Annotated in this window: 17 protein-coding genes and 1 pseudogene; 12 read left to right on the top strand and 6 right to left on the bottom strand. The window is 58.1% G+C overall.

The features are described 5' to 3' along the window. Positions 1–178: 178 nt before the first annotated feature. Both AC3IX4_RS17780 and AC3IX4_RS17775 read left to right on the top strand, forming a co-directional pair. Complete coding sequence (locus AC3IX4_RS17780; RefSeq protein WP_489256721.1) at positions 179–445, top strand: DUF1120 domain-containing protein; 267 nt, start codon at positions 179–181, stop codon at positions 443–445. 30 nt (positions 446–475) lie between these two features. Beyond that, entirely contained in the window at positions 476–670 is a 195-nt protein-coding gene (locus AC3IX4_RS17775; protein WP_489256720.1) for a hypothetical protein, read from the top strand. A gap of 89 nt (positions 671–759) precedes the next feature. Here AC3IX4_RS17775 and AC3IX4_RS17770 read toward each other — a convergent pair whose 3' ends face one another. From AC3IX4_RS17770 to AC3IX4_RS17750, 5 genes and pseudogenes are all read right to left on the bottom strand, one after another. After that, a complete protein-coding gene (locus AC3IX4_RS17770; protein WP_489256719.1) occupies positions 760–2,103 on the bottom strand; it encodes a TRAP transporter large permease in 1,344 nt (447 codons plus the stop codon). Next, complete coding sequence (locus tag AC3IX4_RS17765) at positions 2,096–2,668, bottom strand: TRAP transporter small permease (RefSeq protein WP_489256718.1); 573 nt, start codon at positions 2,666–2,668, stop codon at positions 2,096–2,098. Before AC3IX4_RS17765 ends, AC3IX4_RS17770 begins: the two co-directional genes overlap by 8 nt. A 127-nt stretch (positions 2,669–2,795) precedes the next feature. Then, positions 2,796–3,809 (bottom strand): TRAP transporter substrate-binding protein, encoded by a 1,014-nt coding sequence (locus tag AC3IX4_RS17760; RefSeq protein ID WP_489256717.1) that lies wholly within the window; start codon positions 3,807–3,809, stop codon positions 2,796–2,798. Between the two features lie 485 nt (positions 3,810–4,294). Further along, a pseudogene (locus AC3IX4_RS17755) lies at positions 4,295–4,516 on the bottom strand (glycine betaine/L-proline transporter ProP); the annotation flags it as partial. A gap of 726 nt (positions 4,517–5,242) precedes the next feature. Next, positions 5,243–5,815 carry a TetR/AcrR family transcriptional regulator gene (locus tag AC3IX4_RS17750; protein WP_489256716.1) on the bottom strand — a complete coding sequence of 191 codons (573 nt, stop codon included), beginning with the start codon at positions 5,813–5,815 and terminating at the stop codon, positions 5,243–5,245. A gap of 239 nt (positions 5,816–6,054) precedes the next feature. Here AC3IX4_RS17750 and AC3IX4_RS17745 point away from each other — a divergent pair, with 239 nt between their 5' ends. The 10 genes from AC3IX4_RS17745 to AC3IX4_RS17700 all read left to right on the top strand — a co-directional run bounded on the left by AC3IX4_RS17745 (position 6,055) and on the right by AC3IX4_RS17700 (position 13,815). Beyond that, positions 6,055–7,341 carry an aromatic ring-hydroxylating oxygenase subunit alpha gene (locus AC3IX4_RS17745; RefSeq protein WP_489256715.1) on the top strand — a complete coding sequence of 429 codons (1,287 nt, stop codon included), beginning with the start codon at positions 6,055–6,057 and terminating at the stop codon, positions 7,339–7,341. Positions 7,342–7,346: 5 nt separating this feature from the next. Beyond that, positions 7,347–7,730, top strand: coding sequence for a hypothetical protein (locus AC3IX4_RS17740; RefSeq protein WP_489256714.1), 384 nt, complete (start codon positions 7,347–7,349; stop codon positions 7,728–7,730). Between the two features lie 14 nt (positions 7,731–7,744). After that, a complete protein-coding gene (locus AC3IX4_RS17735) occupies positions 7,745–8,161 on the top strand; it encodes a cupin (RefSeq protein ID WP_489256713.1) in 417 nt (138 codons plus the stop codon). Then, complete coding sequence (locus AC3IX4_RS17730; protein ID WP_489256712.1) at positions 8,158–8,484, top strand: cupin domain-containing protein; 327 nt, start codon at positions 8,158–8,160, stop codon at positions 8,482–8,484. Before AC3IX4_RS17735 ends, AC3IX4_RS17730 begins: the two co-directional genes overlap by 4 nt. Continuing rightward, complete coding sequence (locus AC3IX4_RS17725) at positions 8,481–9,716, top strand: NAD(P)/FAD-dependent oxidoreductase (RefSeq protein WP_489256711.1); 1,236 nt, start codon at positions 8,481–8,483, stop codon at positions 9,714–9,716. Before AC3IX4_RS17730 ends, AC3IX4_RS17725 begins: the two co-directional genes overlap by 4 nt. After that, positions 9,713–10,270: a nuclear transport factor 2 family protein gene (locus AC3IX4_RS17720; protein WP_489256710.1), complete on the top strand. Its 558-nt coding sequence runs from the start codon at positions 9,713–9,715 to the stop codon at positions 10,268–10,270. Before AC3IX4_RS17725 ends, AC3IX4_RS17720 begins: the two co-directional genes overlap by 4 nt. Positions 10,271–10,289: 19 nt before the next feature. Beyond that, positions 10,290–10,652 carry a non-heme iron oxygenase ferredoxin subunit gene (locus AC3IX4_RS17715; protein ID WP_489256709.1) on the top strand — a complete coding sequence of 121 codons (363 nt, stop codon included), beginning with the start codon at positions 10,290–10,292 and terminating at the stop codon, positions 10,650–10,652. 3 nt (positions 10,653–10,655) lie between these two features. Further along, entirely contained in the window at positions 10,656–11,663 is a 1,008-nt protein-coding gene (locus tag AC3IX4_RS17710) for an asparaginase (RefSeq protein ID WP_489256708.1), read from the top strand. 112 nt (positions 11,664–11,775) lie between these two features. After that, a complete protein-coding gene (locus AC3IX4_RS17705) occupies positions 11,776–13,008 on the top strand; it encodes an OprD family porin (protein ID WP_489256707.1) in 1,233 nt (410 codons plus the stop codon). Positions 13,009–13,101: 93 nt separating this feature from the next. Beyond that, on the top strand, positions 13,102–13,815 hold the full coding sequence (locus AC3IX4_RS17700; RefSeq protein WP_489256706.1) for a maleate cis-trans isomerase family protein: 714 nt from the start codon (positions 13,102–13,104) through the stop codon (positions 13,813–13,815). A gap of 39 nt (positions 13,816–13,854) precedes the next feature. Here AC3IX4_RS17700 and AC3IX4_RS17695 read toward each other — a convergent pair whose 3' ends face one another. Beyond that, positions 13,855–14,301 (bottom strand): REP-associated tyrosine transposase, encoded by a 447-nt coding sequence (locus tag AC3IX4_RS17695; protein WP_489256705.1) that lies wholly within the window; start codon positions 14,299–14,301, stop codon positions 13,855–13,857. Between the last annotated feature and the right edge of the window lie 153 nt (positions 14,302–14,454).

Below are 14,454 nucleotides of genomic sequence, written 5' to 3'. Positions count from 1 at the left end.
CGGTTCAGGTTGGCGGCCGCCTCGGTCGCCAGCCCTTGTTGCTTTCAGTTCGCGGCGAGCGTCTGCTGGGTGTGGCCAATGCCTGCCCAGTGCGCAAGCTGCTCAGCGGCAGCATTGTCATCGATAGTTCGCTCAGTGACTAGCGAGCCTCGCTTTTGAGCTTGGCGAAAACAGCGGATTGCTGGAGGTAGCCGGGACGCGACGCGAACTCGGGTTGCAGGTGGGCTTTGCCCCGGCAGCCTGTACGCCACGCCTGGCAAATGGCGGGGTAGTCAACTTCGGGCGTATCCATTCACAGCAGCTGGCCCGCGATGGCGTCACGAAGATGCAGCGCACGCTGGCGTTGAGTGTCCTGTGTGATGCGCCCACCCGTTTTGCCTTCACTGCCAGGGACAACCGACCCAACGCTGTGCGGGCGCCTTCGGCCGAGGTTGAAGCTGGGTAATGGCCTTCGGCCCTGGCCGCCAGGCTGGCCATGCATGGCATTGAGCGCGCTTCCATCACTGTGGGCATGGTGGTCCAGCCAGGCGGTGTAACTACCGAGTTCCTGTCCAGCGCCAGTCTTGCCGATACCGAACAGTGCGCCATTCGGGGATTTCTACTGGAGCAGCGTAGTCTGCGAGACGAGATACAGCACTGTGCCGATATCCGGCTGAGCTTCAGCCGCTAGCCCCGCGCCGACGTCATTTGTCCAAGGCGTCTGCCATGGATCTCCAGCACTTACCGTGCTGGAGATCTTGGTCAATCAGGTGAGTACCGTCAATAACCCAATAGAGCGGGGAGGGTCAGGCTGATCGCCGGCACGTAGGCGATGATCAAGGTCGCGATAGTCAGGATCGCCACGAAAGGCAGGGCCTTGTACGATATCTCCTCGATGGCGGTGCCGGAGATGCCGGAGGCGATGAACAGGTTTTCACCCATCGGTGGGGTCATGAAACCGATGCTCAGGCAGCAGATCAGCACAATGCCCAGGTGCACCGGGTCGATACCCAGGCTGTAGCCAATCGGCAGCAGCACCGGGGTAAGGATCATGATCGCCGCCAGGGTTTCCATGAACATGCCGACAAACAGCAGGAAGCCGATAATCAATATCCAGATGAGATAGAGGTTGTCGGTCAGGCTGAGCATCGAGTCGGCGACCACGGCCGGAATCTGGTTCTCCACCAGCAGGCGGCCGAATACCGTGGCGGTGAACAGAATCACCAACACCCGCCCGGTGATCCAGGTGGTGGTCTCCAGCGACTTGAACAGCGCCTTGAGGTGGAGTTCCTTATGAATGAACACGCCGACGAACAGGGTGTAGAAGATGGCCACGATGGCCGATTCGGTCGGGGTGAACAGGCCGGTGTAGATGCCGCCGAGAATCACGAAGGGGGCAAGGATCGACCAGAAGCCATCACGCAGGGCCTTGCGGATCTTTGCCGTGGACCAGCCTTCACCACTGCCGGTGTGGCCCAGCTTTTTGCAGCGCACGTAGTTCATCAGCAGCAGCCCGCCGGCCATCAACAGTCCGGGCACGACGCCTGCGATGAACAGTTTTGGAATGGATACCGAGTCGAAGGCGCCGTACTTTTCTATGGCCTGCGATGTCGGCAGCAGGCCCATGGCCGAGATGCCGAAGATCACCATCGGAATCGACGGCGGGATGATGATGCCCAGGCCGCCGGAGGAAGCGGTGACCGCCGAGGCATAACCCTTGCCGTAACCACGCTTGACCATGGCCGGAATCATCAGCATGCCGACCGCGGCGGTGGTGGCCGGGCCGGAACCGGAGATGGCGCCGAAGAACAGGCAGGCCATTACGGCAGCGGCGGACATACCGCCAGTGATAGGCCCGGCGAAACTTTCCGCCAGGGTCACCAGGCGTTTCGAGATGCCCGCCGCCTCCATCAGGGCACCGGCGAGAATAAAGGCCGGTAACGCCATCAACGGAAAGGAGCCCACCGAGGTAAAGGCAATCTGCACGAACTTGATCGGGTTTTCGCCCAGGTAGACGAACGACGCCAGGGCCGAGACGGCCAGTGAGATGCTGATCGGGGTGCCGATCAGCAGGAGCAGGAGGAAAGAGCCGAAGAGGATGTAGACGATATTGGTGTCAAGCATGGGCCCGCTCCCGGAGTTTGTCATCGTCGTGCTGTGAGGACTCTTGAATCAACTTGTTGAGCTCCGCGGTTTCCGGGTCGCGGATGTCGATGCCCTTGACCAGCTTGTAATAGTTGACCTGAAGAACGCGCACAGCCATCAGGCTGAAAGCGATGGGCAGAATCAGGTACAGGTACTTCATGGGGATGCCCAGGGTCTGGGATTTCCAGAACACATTGGCCTTCATGAAGAAGATCACACTGAGGTAGACGAAGTAACTGTTGAAAGCGACCCAGACCAGGTCGGATAACACTTCCAGGCCCACGGCCATCTTGCGCGGCATGAGCTTGAACTGGAAAGTGACGCGGTTGTGCGCTGCCAGCTTGGCGGCGTAACTGGCGCCGAAAAAGGCGAACCAGACGAACATGTAAGTCACCAGTTCTTCGGTCCAGGAAATCGAATAGTTGAACAAGTTACGACTGAGAATCTGGACAAACAGGATGACCACAAACAGTGCCAGCAGCGTGCGGCAAATGTAGTTTTCCAGGTTGTCGATAATCTTGAGCAGGGTACTGGCCAGTTTCATGGGGCACCTTCTGAAGAAACGAAAAGTCATGCTTTGCCGGTTGGCGGGATGGCGGATTTGAGTCGAGGACGCCGGGCAGCTCTGCCGCCCGACGTTTGCACGGTGATCTCTGGATACGTGCAGAAGACTAGATCGGGGCGCGACCGAGCGTTTTGAGGGACTTGTTCAGGTTGTCCTTGCCGAGTTGGTCGTAATACTTCGGCCATACCTGGGAGATCGCATTATCTATCCATTCCTTCTCACCATCGGCCGGATCGACGATGACCATGCCCTTGGCGGTCAGCTCCTGTTTGATTTTGTTTTCCTCGACCACCAGGAACTTGGCGCTGTATTCGGTGGCGGCCTTGCCGGCGTCGAGGATGGCCTTCTGTACATCGGCGGGTTGCTCCTGGAACACCGACTCGCTGATGATCAGCGGTTCGATGGAGAACAGGTAGCGAAGGTTGGTGACGTACTTTTGTACTTCGTCGAACTTCATCGAGTTAACAGTGATGTAGGGATTGTCCTGGCCGTCTACCACTTTCAGCTGCAGACCGGTGAAGGTCTCTGACCAGGCCATCGGCGTTGGGTTGATGCCCCAGGCGCGGTAGGTATCGATCATGATCTCGTTCTTCGGTACACGGATCTGCAGGCCTTTGAGGTCGGCAAGCGTAGTGACCGGACGCTTGGAGTTGGTCAGTACGCGAAAGCCCGAGTAGGCCCAGCCAACGATGCGCACACCGGCATCACGCACGGTGTTGTCGACCAGCGTTTGACCGATTTCGCTCTGGGTCAGGGTCACGGCATCATCCAGGCTCTGGATCATGTAAGGCAGGGTGAGCACACCGACCGAGGGGGAGAAGGGGGTGACGTTGTTGATGGCCAGGACGGAGAAGTCCAGAGTGCCCATAGCGGCGTTGCTGACGGTGTCCTCTTCGCTACCCAGTTGGCCGTTGGGGAACAATTTGGCGTCGTGTTTCCCACCGGTTCTGGCTTTGAACTCCTCGGCAAACTTGAGGCCAAGCTGATGCTGGGTGCCGCCTACGTTATCGCCCAAGGCCATGCGGAAGGTCTGGGCCTGAGCCAGACCGCTGCTGAGGGCTGCGGCCGAAAGGCACAGGACCAGACCGAGCGGGCGGGTAAAGCGCTTGCTGGATGGCATAACTGTGTGCTCCGTTGTAGTTTTTGTTGTAATTGTTGTTGGCTACGAAAGTGCGGGAGGGGCTTGTTGCGACGCGCCGCTGGGTGCAGGAGCTCGGCGAGACGTTTGGGTGAGAGTCTCAGGGCGACGACAGCGAGGCTGTGCTCTGCGCAGTATCAGCCTCGCTGGAACAATCCCTTCGTTCCCTTCAACCGGGCTCAATACTCTCCCTAGGATGTGAACGTTGTTTAGGGCCACATTATGTCCACGCGTGGGGCCAGAAAATGAGTGCGTGAATACAGTGCGCAAGTGCTTACAACTTCACTTCAGGCTCGTTTTTTGCACTTTTCAGGGCGTTTTTGCGTGGCGATAGCTTGGCGATGGCGTGAGGATTTGTAGGAGCTGGGCTTGCCCGCGATGGCTTCACTGCGCAGCATCAGGCATACCGCAGCGCCAGTATCGCGAGCAAGCTCTGCTCCTACACCCTCGCTTATCTGTTCGCCCCGTTATTCGATTCGCGGGTGTTGCTGCGCGAGATGTTCACGTTTAGCTTCCAGCTCGGCGATTTCTGCTTCGATGTCCTTGATTTTCTGCTCGATATTGTCGTGATGTTCCTGAAGCATTTCGCGCGCTTCCTCAATGTCGGAAGCCGCCGGAGCTGCACCGTGCAACGGTTTGTTCGCCGTTTCTTTCATCGTCACGCCGGTGGTCAGACTAACAACGCCGATCCCGCAGGCCATGGCACGTTGCAACAAATGTAGGAGCGACGGGGGCGCCTAGCCCTTGGTCGCGATGCGCCGCGCGGGCGGCGCTCGATTTGGGCAACAGCGCAAAACCCAAGGCAAGCGCCTGGAAGCCTTGAAACGGTCTTCCTCCCTTCATTCTCAGGGTGAACCGCAGAGTGCCTGCCAACAGATCGCATGAGCCCCACGAGGTGCCTGCCTTGGTTTTTCCTTTGTTCTTGAGATCGCGCGCCGCCCGCGCGGCGCATCGCCGGCTAAAGCCGGCTCCCACATTGGTTGCAACGTGCCATGGCCTGTGAGATTGGAGTTGTCAGCCACGCGCAACACCCCCGAAACCACAAAGACCTAAAGCCGAACCACCAAAGCTAACAACGCCGATCCTGCAGGCCATGGCACGTTGCAACAAATGTAGGAGCAGGCTTCAGCCGCGATGCGCCGCGCGGGCGGCGCTCGATTTGGGCAACAGCGCAAAACCCAAGGCAAGCGCCTGGAAGCCTTGAAACGGTCTTCCTCCCTTCATTCTCAGGGTGAACCGCAGAGTGCCTGCCAACAGATCGCATGACCCCCACGAGGTGCCTGCCTTGGTTTTTCCTTTGCTCTTGAGATCGAGCTACGATGCCCCCATGCCGACGCCGGCAAGCGGCTCGCACGATCGTCGCGTGGCGGTACCACCGCCCCGCCCGCGCTATGAGCAGGGGCTCTGAAGTCGTTTCAATTGGGCAGTAGCATTTCCGTAAACAGGTCAGCAATTTTCTCCATGTCCCGGCAATCACCCATGCGTTGATTGATGACAAACCCGTCAAAAGCCATCCACAGGATGTGTGCCAAGAGGCCGTCGGTCACCAAGTGATGGCGGTCCTCAGGCAGCGCATCGAGCAGCATTTCGCTGATCTGCTGCTCCGACCACTTGAGTAAGTCATTGGGTTTGCCCTGTTGGCGGGGAGCACTCGCCAAGGCTTCGATCATGCAGTTGGCGAATGCCTGGTCGGCAACGGGGAGCTCCGACCAAACCCCGATCAAGATTCGTTTTAGTCGTGCTCGTTGCTGGCGCAGACGACTGACGGATTCCTTTAATCGGATGACCTGGTCTTGAAACCACGGCGTGTAGATCTCGTAAAGAATCAGAATCTTGGAATCGAAGTAGACGTACAGGTTCGACACCGTCACGCCGGCTTCGCGCGCAATGCTGCTCATCGTGGTCGCTGTGTATCCCTTGTGTTTGAACAAGGTGAATGCGGATTCGACGATGGCATCGCGGATCTCCATTTTTTTTATCTGCGCCACGCTCTACTCCTGTTGGATCGGCCTCGCACACACGTGCAATGAGGGGCGAATCATATCAGCTAGTGCCGTTCGGCTGGGCAATCCCTTCCTGCCGATCCTTTCCTTTACAGACTGTCAGTCGTTTTATAAGAGGTTTCTGTCGAATTACCCTTGGTCTTATGGGCTATTGACAGGCTCATACGCTCAAATACAGAATAGCATTCGTTAATAAGGCGAACTGATGAGGTTTGAGAAAAATAATGAGCACAAAGCGCACCTTTATCACTGACGACTATCCCGAGCTGGGTAAAGGCCCGGTGCCGGTAGAGCCCTACATTTCTCCTGAGTACTACGCGCGAGAAAAAGAGCACATTTTCAAGAAAACCTGGCTTGAGGTAGGGCGGGTTGAAGAAATCCCCAACGCCGGGGACTACATGGTCAAGGACCTGGCGTGCGCCGATGCGTCCATCATTGTTGTGCGCAACAAGAAGGGCCAGATCAATGCGATGCACAACGTCTGTTCCCACCGGGTGAACCAGATTGCCTACGAAAAATGCGGCAATACCCGCAAGTTTTCCTGCAAATTCCACGGTTGGGCGTTTGACCTGGATGGCAACCTGACCGGCGTGCCGGAAGAGGAGTGCTTCTTCGACCTGGACAAGTCTGCCAATGGCCTTGCGCGGGTCGCCTGCGAAATCTGGCAGGGCTTCATCTTTATCAATATGCAGGCAGAGCCTGTTCAATCGCTTGAGGATTACCTCAAGCCCATGTTCGGTTCGATCGAGGGTTACCCGTTTGAAAAACTGACCTCGGGTTTTTCCTGGGTCAGCGAAGTCGAGTGCAACTGGAAGCTGGCCCTGGACGCATTCCAGGAGGCCTACCACGTGGCTTACATCCACGGCCTGTCGATCGCGGATGCGGTGGAGAAGGACGAACATGGCGCCATGCCGCCGCTCGGTGCGCTGTGCGGCGAATACCACCGTCGATTGTCCCTGTCGGGCAATCAGAAGTCGGTCTATGGCAACCCCAAGGCCATGACCGAGGGCGGGGCCGCCTTTGAAGAAGCGCTGGTCGAGGCGAGCAAGTCCAAGCCGATCTCGGCGGCGGCGCTGCGCGGTGCTGCCGGTAGCGCCAAACATGATTTCCCCATCGAGGCATTGCCCGAGGGCATGAACTGGACCAAGAGCCCCAACTGGTTGTTCGACATTAATGTCGTGTTTCCAGACCTGTACCTGTCCCTGCGTCCCAATTACTTCCAGTGCTACACCTTCCGCCCCACGGCCTACAACCGTACGCGCGTCGAATGCCGGGTGTTCTACCCGGAAATGACCACGGCCGGTGGGCGCTTCTTCGTCGAGTACATGAAGGTCGCCTTGCGTGATGTGCTGCTCGAAGACATGAGCACCGTGGAACGTACGCAAAAGGCCGCTGAAACGGGGGCCAAGCGTTTCATGTTCCTGCAGGACAACGAAGTACTCGTGCGCCATAACTATCACGCTGTCGAGCGCATGCTGGAACGCAATGCTGCTCAAGCCGCTGCGGAGTGAACACCATGAATATGATTGCAACTTCGCAGGCGGATCACCCGGTAAACGTGCTGTTGCCCGAACCGTTCCAGTCACTGCAGGCCTATGTCGGTGTGTGGGCACTGGAAACTGAAACCGAACGCAACATTCAGCGTCACCGCCAGTCGATGCACAGCATCATCGCGTTCAAGGACGCCATGATGGCGCAGGTCGATGTGGTGCTTGAGTTCGTCAATCGAAAACCCTTGGCAGCGCTCGATGAGGTGGAGACCACCTTGCTCAAGCTGCTGCTGTCTTTGGCAGAAATCGCCCCCACCGTTGAGTGTTACAACCAGCAGGAAGTGGTGTACGGCTTTGATCCGCGCCGCTTTGTGGCGGAAGAAGATTTCTCTCTCAAACCTGTGTATTGAGCGCGGAGATGACGATGGCCAAGTGCAGAGTTTTTGGGATCGACGACGGGCTCAAGGAAGTCGTCGCCGACGGGTTGTACATGAAACACCTGTTCGGCAAGCACATCAGTGTGTCGGTGGTGAAGTTTGTGGAAAAAGTCGGGCATGACTTACCGGCCAAGGCGCACGTCCATGGCGAGGAAGCTTCGTTGCAACTGGTCGGCGAGTGCACTGTTTTTGAAGGCACTGGCCAGTCGGATGACGTCGCGGTGCCAATGCAGGCGCGCAGCGCAATGATCATTCCCGCGCAGTTGAGCCATTACGGCAGTAATCGTTTTGGCTCGCAGGGCGTGAGCATGCGGCTGAATGTGGTCACGCCGCCGCGGCCGGAATTCGGCCCGGAGGATACCGTGCCTTATTACCCACTCAAGGATCGGGGTGATCAGCCATGAGCACTCAACAGTGTCTTGTCACGCCACCTCTGGAATCCTCTGAGGGCAGCGCTGTCAGCGGTGATGCATTCGATTTGCAGCTGCGTCCGTTTGTTCAGGGTGAAGCCGTCGAAGGCGGCATCAGCGACCTGGGCGAGGAAGTCGGCGCGATCGTTGAGGGCAGTTTCGATGTATCTGCCGCCGACGAGTTCTACAGCCTCAGTGCGGGTGAGGCGATCGTGATACCGGCACACGAGCCGCGGCGTTGGGTCTGCACCTCGGCTCAGGGGCTGCTCTATCGCGCCATTGTGCGCAATAGCGCTGTACAGGAGCGCACGCCATGAGCGTTCGGCGAATTGCTATCGTCGGCGCCGGCCATGCCGGCGGTCGAGTCGCTCAGCATCTGATGGAGCTGGACGACAGTTGTCAGGTCCTGCTGATCGGTGATGAGCCTTATGCGCCGTACGAGCGTCCGGCCTTGTCCAAGGCGGTGTTGGCGGGCGAGCAGGCTTGGGGCGAACTGATGATCGCTGCAGATGAATTTTGGACGGCCCATGCCCGGCTGGTCCGCATGACCGCGCGTGTGGTTGGGCTTGATAGCGACCAGCGTTGCTTGCGGCTCGATGACGGCCGTCAGGTCGAGTTCGATGAACTGGTGGTGGCCACCGGCGGCGCGGCGCGGTCTTTGAATGTGCCGGGTGGTGATTTGCCAGGCCTTCATGTGCTCAGGGGCATCGGCGACTGTGAGAAGTTGGCCACGGCCTTGGTCAGTGGCTCGCGGTTGTTGGTGATTGGAGCGGGCGTCATTGGCATGGAAGTGGCGGCGACAGCCTCGAAGCTGGGCGTTGCGGTGACCGTGCTGGACGTGTCTGATCAAATCATGCGCCGTTGCCTGCCAGCTGCTGTGTCGCAGTGGCTGGCGGAGCAACATCAGCATCAGGGGGTTTCCCTGAAGTCGCAAGTGGGGGTGCAGTCCATTGCCCATGACGGTGCTGTTTACCAAGTGCAGGTGCAAGGCGCCAACGGTGTGTGTGAGGTCCTGGAAGCAGAGCAGGTACTGCTCGCCATCGGTATCGACTGCGAAACCGGGTTCCTCGAACAGGCTGGAATCAGGTGCTTGAACGGCGTCGTAGTCGACGCTTTCTGCCGCAGTCCCGATGCCTCCTGGTGCTACGCAGTGGGTGATGTTGCCCATTGCGACAATGCTTTCTACGGTCGACCTTTGCGTCAGGAGACTTGGCGCAATGCTGAAAACCAGGCACTGGCCGTCGCTCGACAGATTGCCGGGGCTTCGCAGCCGTACAGTGAAATTCCCTGGATGTGGACCGATCAGTTCGGACACAACATCCAGGTCGTCGGGTTGATCGACGAAGCGGACGGGCACGTCTGGCGTGGCGATCTCGCGCAAGGCAAGGCGACGATGGTGCTGCTCAAGGAGCGCCGGGTGGTGGCGGCTGTCATGGTCAACCAAGGCAAGGAGCGCAAGGCGCTGGAAGCGCTGATTCGTGACCGGCGACAGGTTGACGAGGCGCTGCTGAGCGACGTGTCAGTGTCCTTGAAGGGGATGGCGGCATGAGCGATTTCTCGCAATTGACCGAGCGCCTGCAGCGGCTGGAGGCCTGCGAGGCCATCAGGCAGCTCAAGGCCCGTTACGCAGCCCTGGCCGACGCCAAATACACAGCCGATTACCGCCAACAGGAGCCCGTGCGCCTGAGTGAATTGGCCAAGGCGCAAGCGGCGTGCTTTACCCCGCAGGCGGTCTGGCATGGCGCCGAGTTCGGTGGCGATCGGGTGGGACGGGAGGAACTGGCGCAGTGGTTCGAGCATTCCCCATGGTGCTTTGCTGCGCATTACTACGTCGGGGCGGATATCGCGGTCGACGGCCAACAGGCCAAGGCGGCCTGGCGCTTGTGGCAGTTGGCCCTGCGTGCTGACAACGCTGAGGCCGTATTGCTGATGGCTCGCACCGAGGAAACCTATCAGTACAGCGAATCTGAAGGCTGGCTGATCGATTCGATGCGCTTTTGTGACGTCCAGGTGACGGCGCTGGGCAATGGCAGCTTGCCGCTAGCGCCCGGGCTTGACGCATTGCGCGAGCGAACCCGTTTTTCGATGCGCACCGCGCACTAATTGATGGAGCGATATTTCCATGACTGCATCGCAAGCATTGATTTTTCCTGAACAAGCGAAAAGTGGGCAATGGATTGCCGTAGGGGCGGTCGCTGAACTGTTCGGCCAGGGTGATTGTGCTGGCGTTCAGGTCAATGGCCGCAAAATCGGTCTGTTTAAAGTCGACGACGAGTTCTTTGCCGTTGACGATATTTGCACCCATGGCAATGCGCTGCTCAGCGACGGTGATCTGGATGGCTATGAAATCGAATGCCCGCTGCATGCCGGGGCGTTCGACCTGCGTAGTGGCAAGGCGCTGTGCAGTCCATTGGTCAAAAACACGCGATGCCATTCGGTCAAAGTCGAAGACGATTGTGTGTTCGTACAGCTCGGGGAGGTCTGATCGATGAGTGTTGAGCGTAGACCCAAGATCGCCGTCATAGGCACCGGCGGCACGTTCGCCATGCAGGCCCGCGACACTTTCGATTGGGTTGAATACAGTGAAAGCGGAGTGGTCTTGCCGATTGATCATTTGCTTGAGCAATTGGGCGAAGTAGCGCCACATATCGAATGCGTGCCGGTGCCATTCCGGGCATTGGGCAGTACCGCGATCACTCCGGTCGATTGGCTGGAGCTTGCTCGCCTGATCGAACGCACGGCGAGCGAGCGCCCGGATATCGACGGTTTTGTCATTACTCACGGCACAGCCACGCTGGAAGAGACCGCTTATTTCCTCGACCTGGCGCTGGATCTGGATGCGGGGCTGGTATTGACCGGTGCCCAGCGCCCGGTCAATACCGCTGGCAGCGATGTGTTGGCCAACTTGCGCGCCGCCCTGGCGGTGGCGAGTTGCGCGCAGGCCAAGGAGTGCGGTGCGCTAGTGGTCATGGATAACAAGGTTTATTCCGCTCGCGACGTGACCAAGAGTTCGAGCTTCGATCTCAATGCGTTCGACGCCATCCCTTATGGGCCGCTGGCGCAAGTGGATGCCTTGGCTCAGGTTCACTGGCGCCGGTACATGCCTGTCAATGAATGGCATGCACGTTTTCAGTTCGAGGGCGTCAACGCGCTTGCACGGGTTGATATCGTCACCTCTTACGCAGGTGCCGACGGTGTGGTCATTGATGCCCTGGTCGCTGCCGGAAGCCGGGCAATCATTTGTGCAGGCTTAGCCCCTGGTCGACCGGCCTCGGGCGAGGTGGCCGCTATCAAGCGGGCAACAGACGGAGGTGTCATCGTGGTACAGGCTACCCGAGCCCTGCGTGGGAATGTCCCGCTGCAGGCGTTTCTCGAACGCGATGGTGTGATGGCCGGTAGTGATCTGAGCCCTCACAAGTTACGCATATTGCTGATGCTGGTCTTGACCCAGAATTTACCGGCGTCGCAGTTGCAGGCTTGCATTCTCGCGGCATAAAACAATTGGCCACCGTGGGCGGTGGCGAGGCGTAGTTCCAAAAATAATAAGTATTGCATATGGGTGCCCGGTTGCCGGCCGCCCCGGCTTTTATCGAGCTTGGATAACAATAATGAACCGATCTTGTATTGCTGTGCCTTTGATTTTTTCCTTGGGTACTTCCATGGCCAACTGTGCCTTGGCAGCCTTTGTAGAAGACAGCAAGGCGACTGTGGAATTACGCAACTTTTACTTGAATCGTGATTATCGTCAGGACAACGCGCCACAGGCGAAAACTGAAGAGTGGGCCCAAGGTTTCACCACCCGGCTGGTTTCCGGATTTACCGAAGGGACAGTGGGTGTCGGTGTCGATGCGCTTGGCCAGCTGGGGGTGAAGCTCGACTCCAGTCGCGATCGACGCAATTCCGGCCTGTTGCCGTTTGGCGCCAGCCAGGAAGCCGCAGACAGTTACAGCAAGCTGGGGTTGACGGCAAAGCTGCGTGCCGGCAAAACCGTGCTGAACGTGGGAACGTTGCAGCCGACGTTGCCCGTGGTGATGTATAACGACACTCGCCTGCTGGGTTCATCGTTTCGCGGCGGTTTGTTGAACTCCCAAGACATTCAGGGGCTTTCTTTCAATGCAGGGCGATTAACCCAGGCCAGCCTGCGCGACTCTTCCAGCAACGAAGATATTGGCTATGGCGCTGCATCGAGTGATCATTTTGATTTTGCCGGCGGCACCTATGCGTTAACGCCACGGTTAAACCTGAGTTACTACACGGCGAACTTACACGATATCTACCAACAGCAATTTGCGGGGTTGACTCATCGTTGGCCGTTGGCCGAAGGCGTGCTGTTGAAAAGCGATATTCGCTATTTCGACAGCCGTGACGAGGGCCGAAAGCTCGCAGGGCATATCGATAACCGCAACTTCAACGGGACAATCAGCCTGGGATATAAGGCGCATCGGTTTTCCACGGCCTGGCAGTACCTGTCGGGGGACAGTGATTTTCCGTTCCTCAATGGCGCAGAGCCTTATGTGGCTAACCTTGTGACCTTCAATCTGTTCACCAAGGCGCAGGAGGACTCGTGGCAACTACGTTATGACTATGACTTCGCCGCGTGGGGCATGCCCGGTTTGACGTTCATGACCCGCTACGTAGAGGGGCGCGATGTCAAAACCGCCACCCGGGATGATGGTCGGGAGTGGGAGCGCGACACCGACCTCGCCTATACCGTGCAGGACGGTCCTCTGAAGGGCGTGAATGTACGCTGGCGTAACGCCACCTTCCGTTCGGGTAACGGCTTGACTACCGATGCCGACGAAAACCGACTGATCGTCGGGTATACCCTGGCGATTTGGTAGCGCCTGTTTAGTGGTGACTGACCTCTGAGGGCCATACTGGTCCTCAGAGGTTTTTCTGTTTTAGCCTGTACAACTCATTAAAAGGAAAGCCCCGTGAACCCAGGTATCGGTACTTTGGCGCGCATTGGCCAGCTCTACCCGTCGGGCGGGATCTGCGACCACGAGCCACAATTGATGGCCCCTGCGGGGGTGCGTTTTGTCACGACTCGCGTGCCTTTCCGGCAGACCTCGCTGGAGGCTGATCGCGCGTTTTCTGAAGGCCTTGAGTTCCACGCGCAATTACTCGCAGATGCCAGCGTGGATCTGCTGGCGATCAACTGCACTGCAGCGACCTTGCTGGCAGGGCCAGAGAATTTGCGCAAGCGTCTATTGGAGGCAACCGGGCTTGATAGCGTCACCACGATTGAGGCGGTCATTGCAGGGTGTCGTGCGCAGAACATGCGTCGAATCGGCTTGTTGACGCCTTACCCGCAAGAAGTGGTGGAGGTTGAGCGCGAGTACTTCGCCGGCCTTGGCATTGAAGTGGTCAGTGCTCTGGGGAGACCCTGCACAACCCCGGTGGAGCAGGGTTGCTTGCCGCCTCAGACATGGCTTGAGTTGGCTCAAGGATTCGCTGGCAAGGGCTTGGATGGCGTATTGATTAGCTGTGCCGGAATCCAGGTGGCCGAAGTGCTGGCGACTATCGAGGTGCAACTGGATCTGCCGGTGGTCAGTAGTAATCAGGCGCTGGTGTGGATGTGCTTGCAGCAATTGCACATCGAAAGCCAGGTGCAGGGTTTTGGTTCCTTGTTTTCCCGCCATTTGTAGGAGCGTGTGAGGTCAGCGGGGGGCGGATGCGGTCCCGCTTCAAAGCCAAACTGCGTCCCAAAGCGGGTAGTCCCCCAGTCGTTTCACCACCTTCGCGCGCAAAGGATTAGCGACAACATACCGGGCAATATCTATCAATTCGTCTTCTGCCCGTACGGCTCGATCATGAAAGCCGTGTTGCCAAACGGCTCCACCACTTTGACGCTGGATATTAATCGCTCGGGCGCTACAAGCTTTGGCCTTGCCGACCAGATCCGACAACGATTCCGACTCAAGGCTCAACAGCCAGTGAAAGTGATCGGGCATCACGACCCAGGCCAGTGACTTGGCGTGCCCTTGCTGTTGAGCATGCCTGAACTGTTCGACCACTAATCGGCCAAGAGCGATGTCAGTGAAAATTGGAGCGCGTCGCGCGGTAACTGCTGTAACGAGATAGATTCGACCTGTTTCGCTGTAACGGCCTGTACGTAATCGATGGGCGTGCATTGGCGAAGACTCGAAGGGGCTAACGTCGCAACGGTAGTCAGGCGGGCAGGCAATCGTTCGAGAATTACTTGTCTGGAGATTTCATTGTGTTCAGGGTTTCTGGGGCTGCTCGTAGGAGCGGACCTGTAGTGGCTTAATTTTTCTAGACCATCC

This window comes from Pseudomonas sp. KH_021 (assembly GCF_057838865.1).
Note: the sequence above shows the minus strand (reverse complement) of the source record. Positions and strands in the feature narration are given on the sequence as shown.

Bases quoted from the DNA above. Each gene is read 5' to 3' on its own strand.
- AC3IX4_RS17775 (WP_489256720.1), top strand. From the start codon at position 476: ATGCATGGCATTGAGCGCGCTTCCATCACTGTGGGCATGGTGGTCCAG.
- AC3IX4_RS17770 (WP_489256719.1), bottom strand. From the start codon at position 2,103: ATGCTTGACACCAATATCGTCTACATCCTCTTCGGCTCTTTCCTCCTG.
- AC3IX4_RS17765 (WP_489256718.1), bottom strand. From the start codon at position 2,668: ATGAAACTGGCCAGTACCCTGCTCAAGATTATCGACAACCTGGAAAAC.
- AC3IX4_RS17760 (WP_489256717.1), bottom strand. From the start codon at position 3,809: ATGCCATCCAGCAAGCGCTTTACCCGCCCGCTCGGTCTGGTCCTGTGC.
- AC3IX4_RS17745 (WP_489256715.1), top strand. From the start codon at position 6,055: ATGAGCACAAAGCGCACCTTTATCACTGACGACTATCCCGAGCTGGGT.
- AC3IX4_RS17740 (WP_489256714.1), top strand. From the start codon at position 7,347: ATGAATATGATTGCAACTTCGCAGGCGGATCACCCGGTAAACGTGCTG.
- AC3IX4_RS17735 (WP_489256713.1), top strand. From the start codon at position 7,745: ATGGCCAAGTGCAGAGTTTTTGGGATCGACGACGGGCTCAAGGAAGTC.
- AC3IX4_RS17730 (WP_489256712.1), top strand. From the start codon at position 8,158: ATGAGCACTCAACAGTGTCTTGTCACGCCACCTCTGGAATCCTCTGAG.
- AC3IX4_RS17725 (WP_489256711.1), top strand. From the start codon at position 8,481: ATGAGCGTTCGGCGAATTGCTATCGTCGGCGCCGGCCATGCCGGCGGT.
- AC3IX4_RS17720 (WP_489256710.1), top strand. From the start codon at position 9,713: ATGAGCGATTTCTCGCAATTGACCGAGCGCCTGCAGCGGCTGGAGGCC.
- AC3IX4_RS17715 (WP_489256709.1), top strand. From the start codon at position 10,290: ATGACTGCATCGCAAGCATTGATTTTTCCTGAACAAGCGAAAAGTGGG.
- AC3IX4_RS17710 (WP_489256708.1), top strand. From the start codon at position 10,656: ATGAGTGTTGAGCGTAGACCCAAGATCGCCGTCATAGGCACCGGCGGC.
- AC3IX4_RS17705 (WP_489256707.1), top strand. From the start codon at position 11,776: ATGAACCGATCTTGTATTGCTGTGCCTTTGATTTTTTCCTTGGGTACT.
- AC3IX4_RS17695 (WP_489256705.1), bottom strand. From the start codon at position 14,301: ATGCACGCCCATCGATTACGTACAGGCCGTTACAGCGAAACAGGTCGA.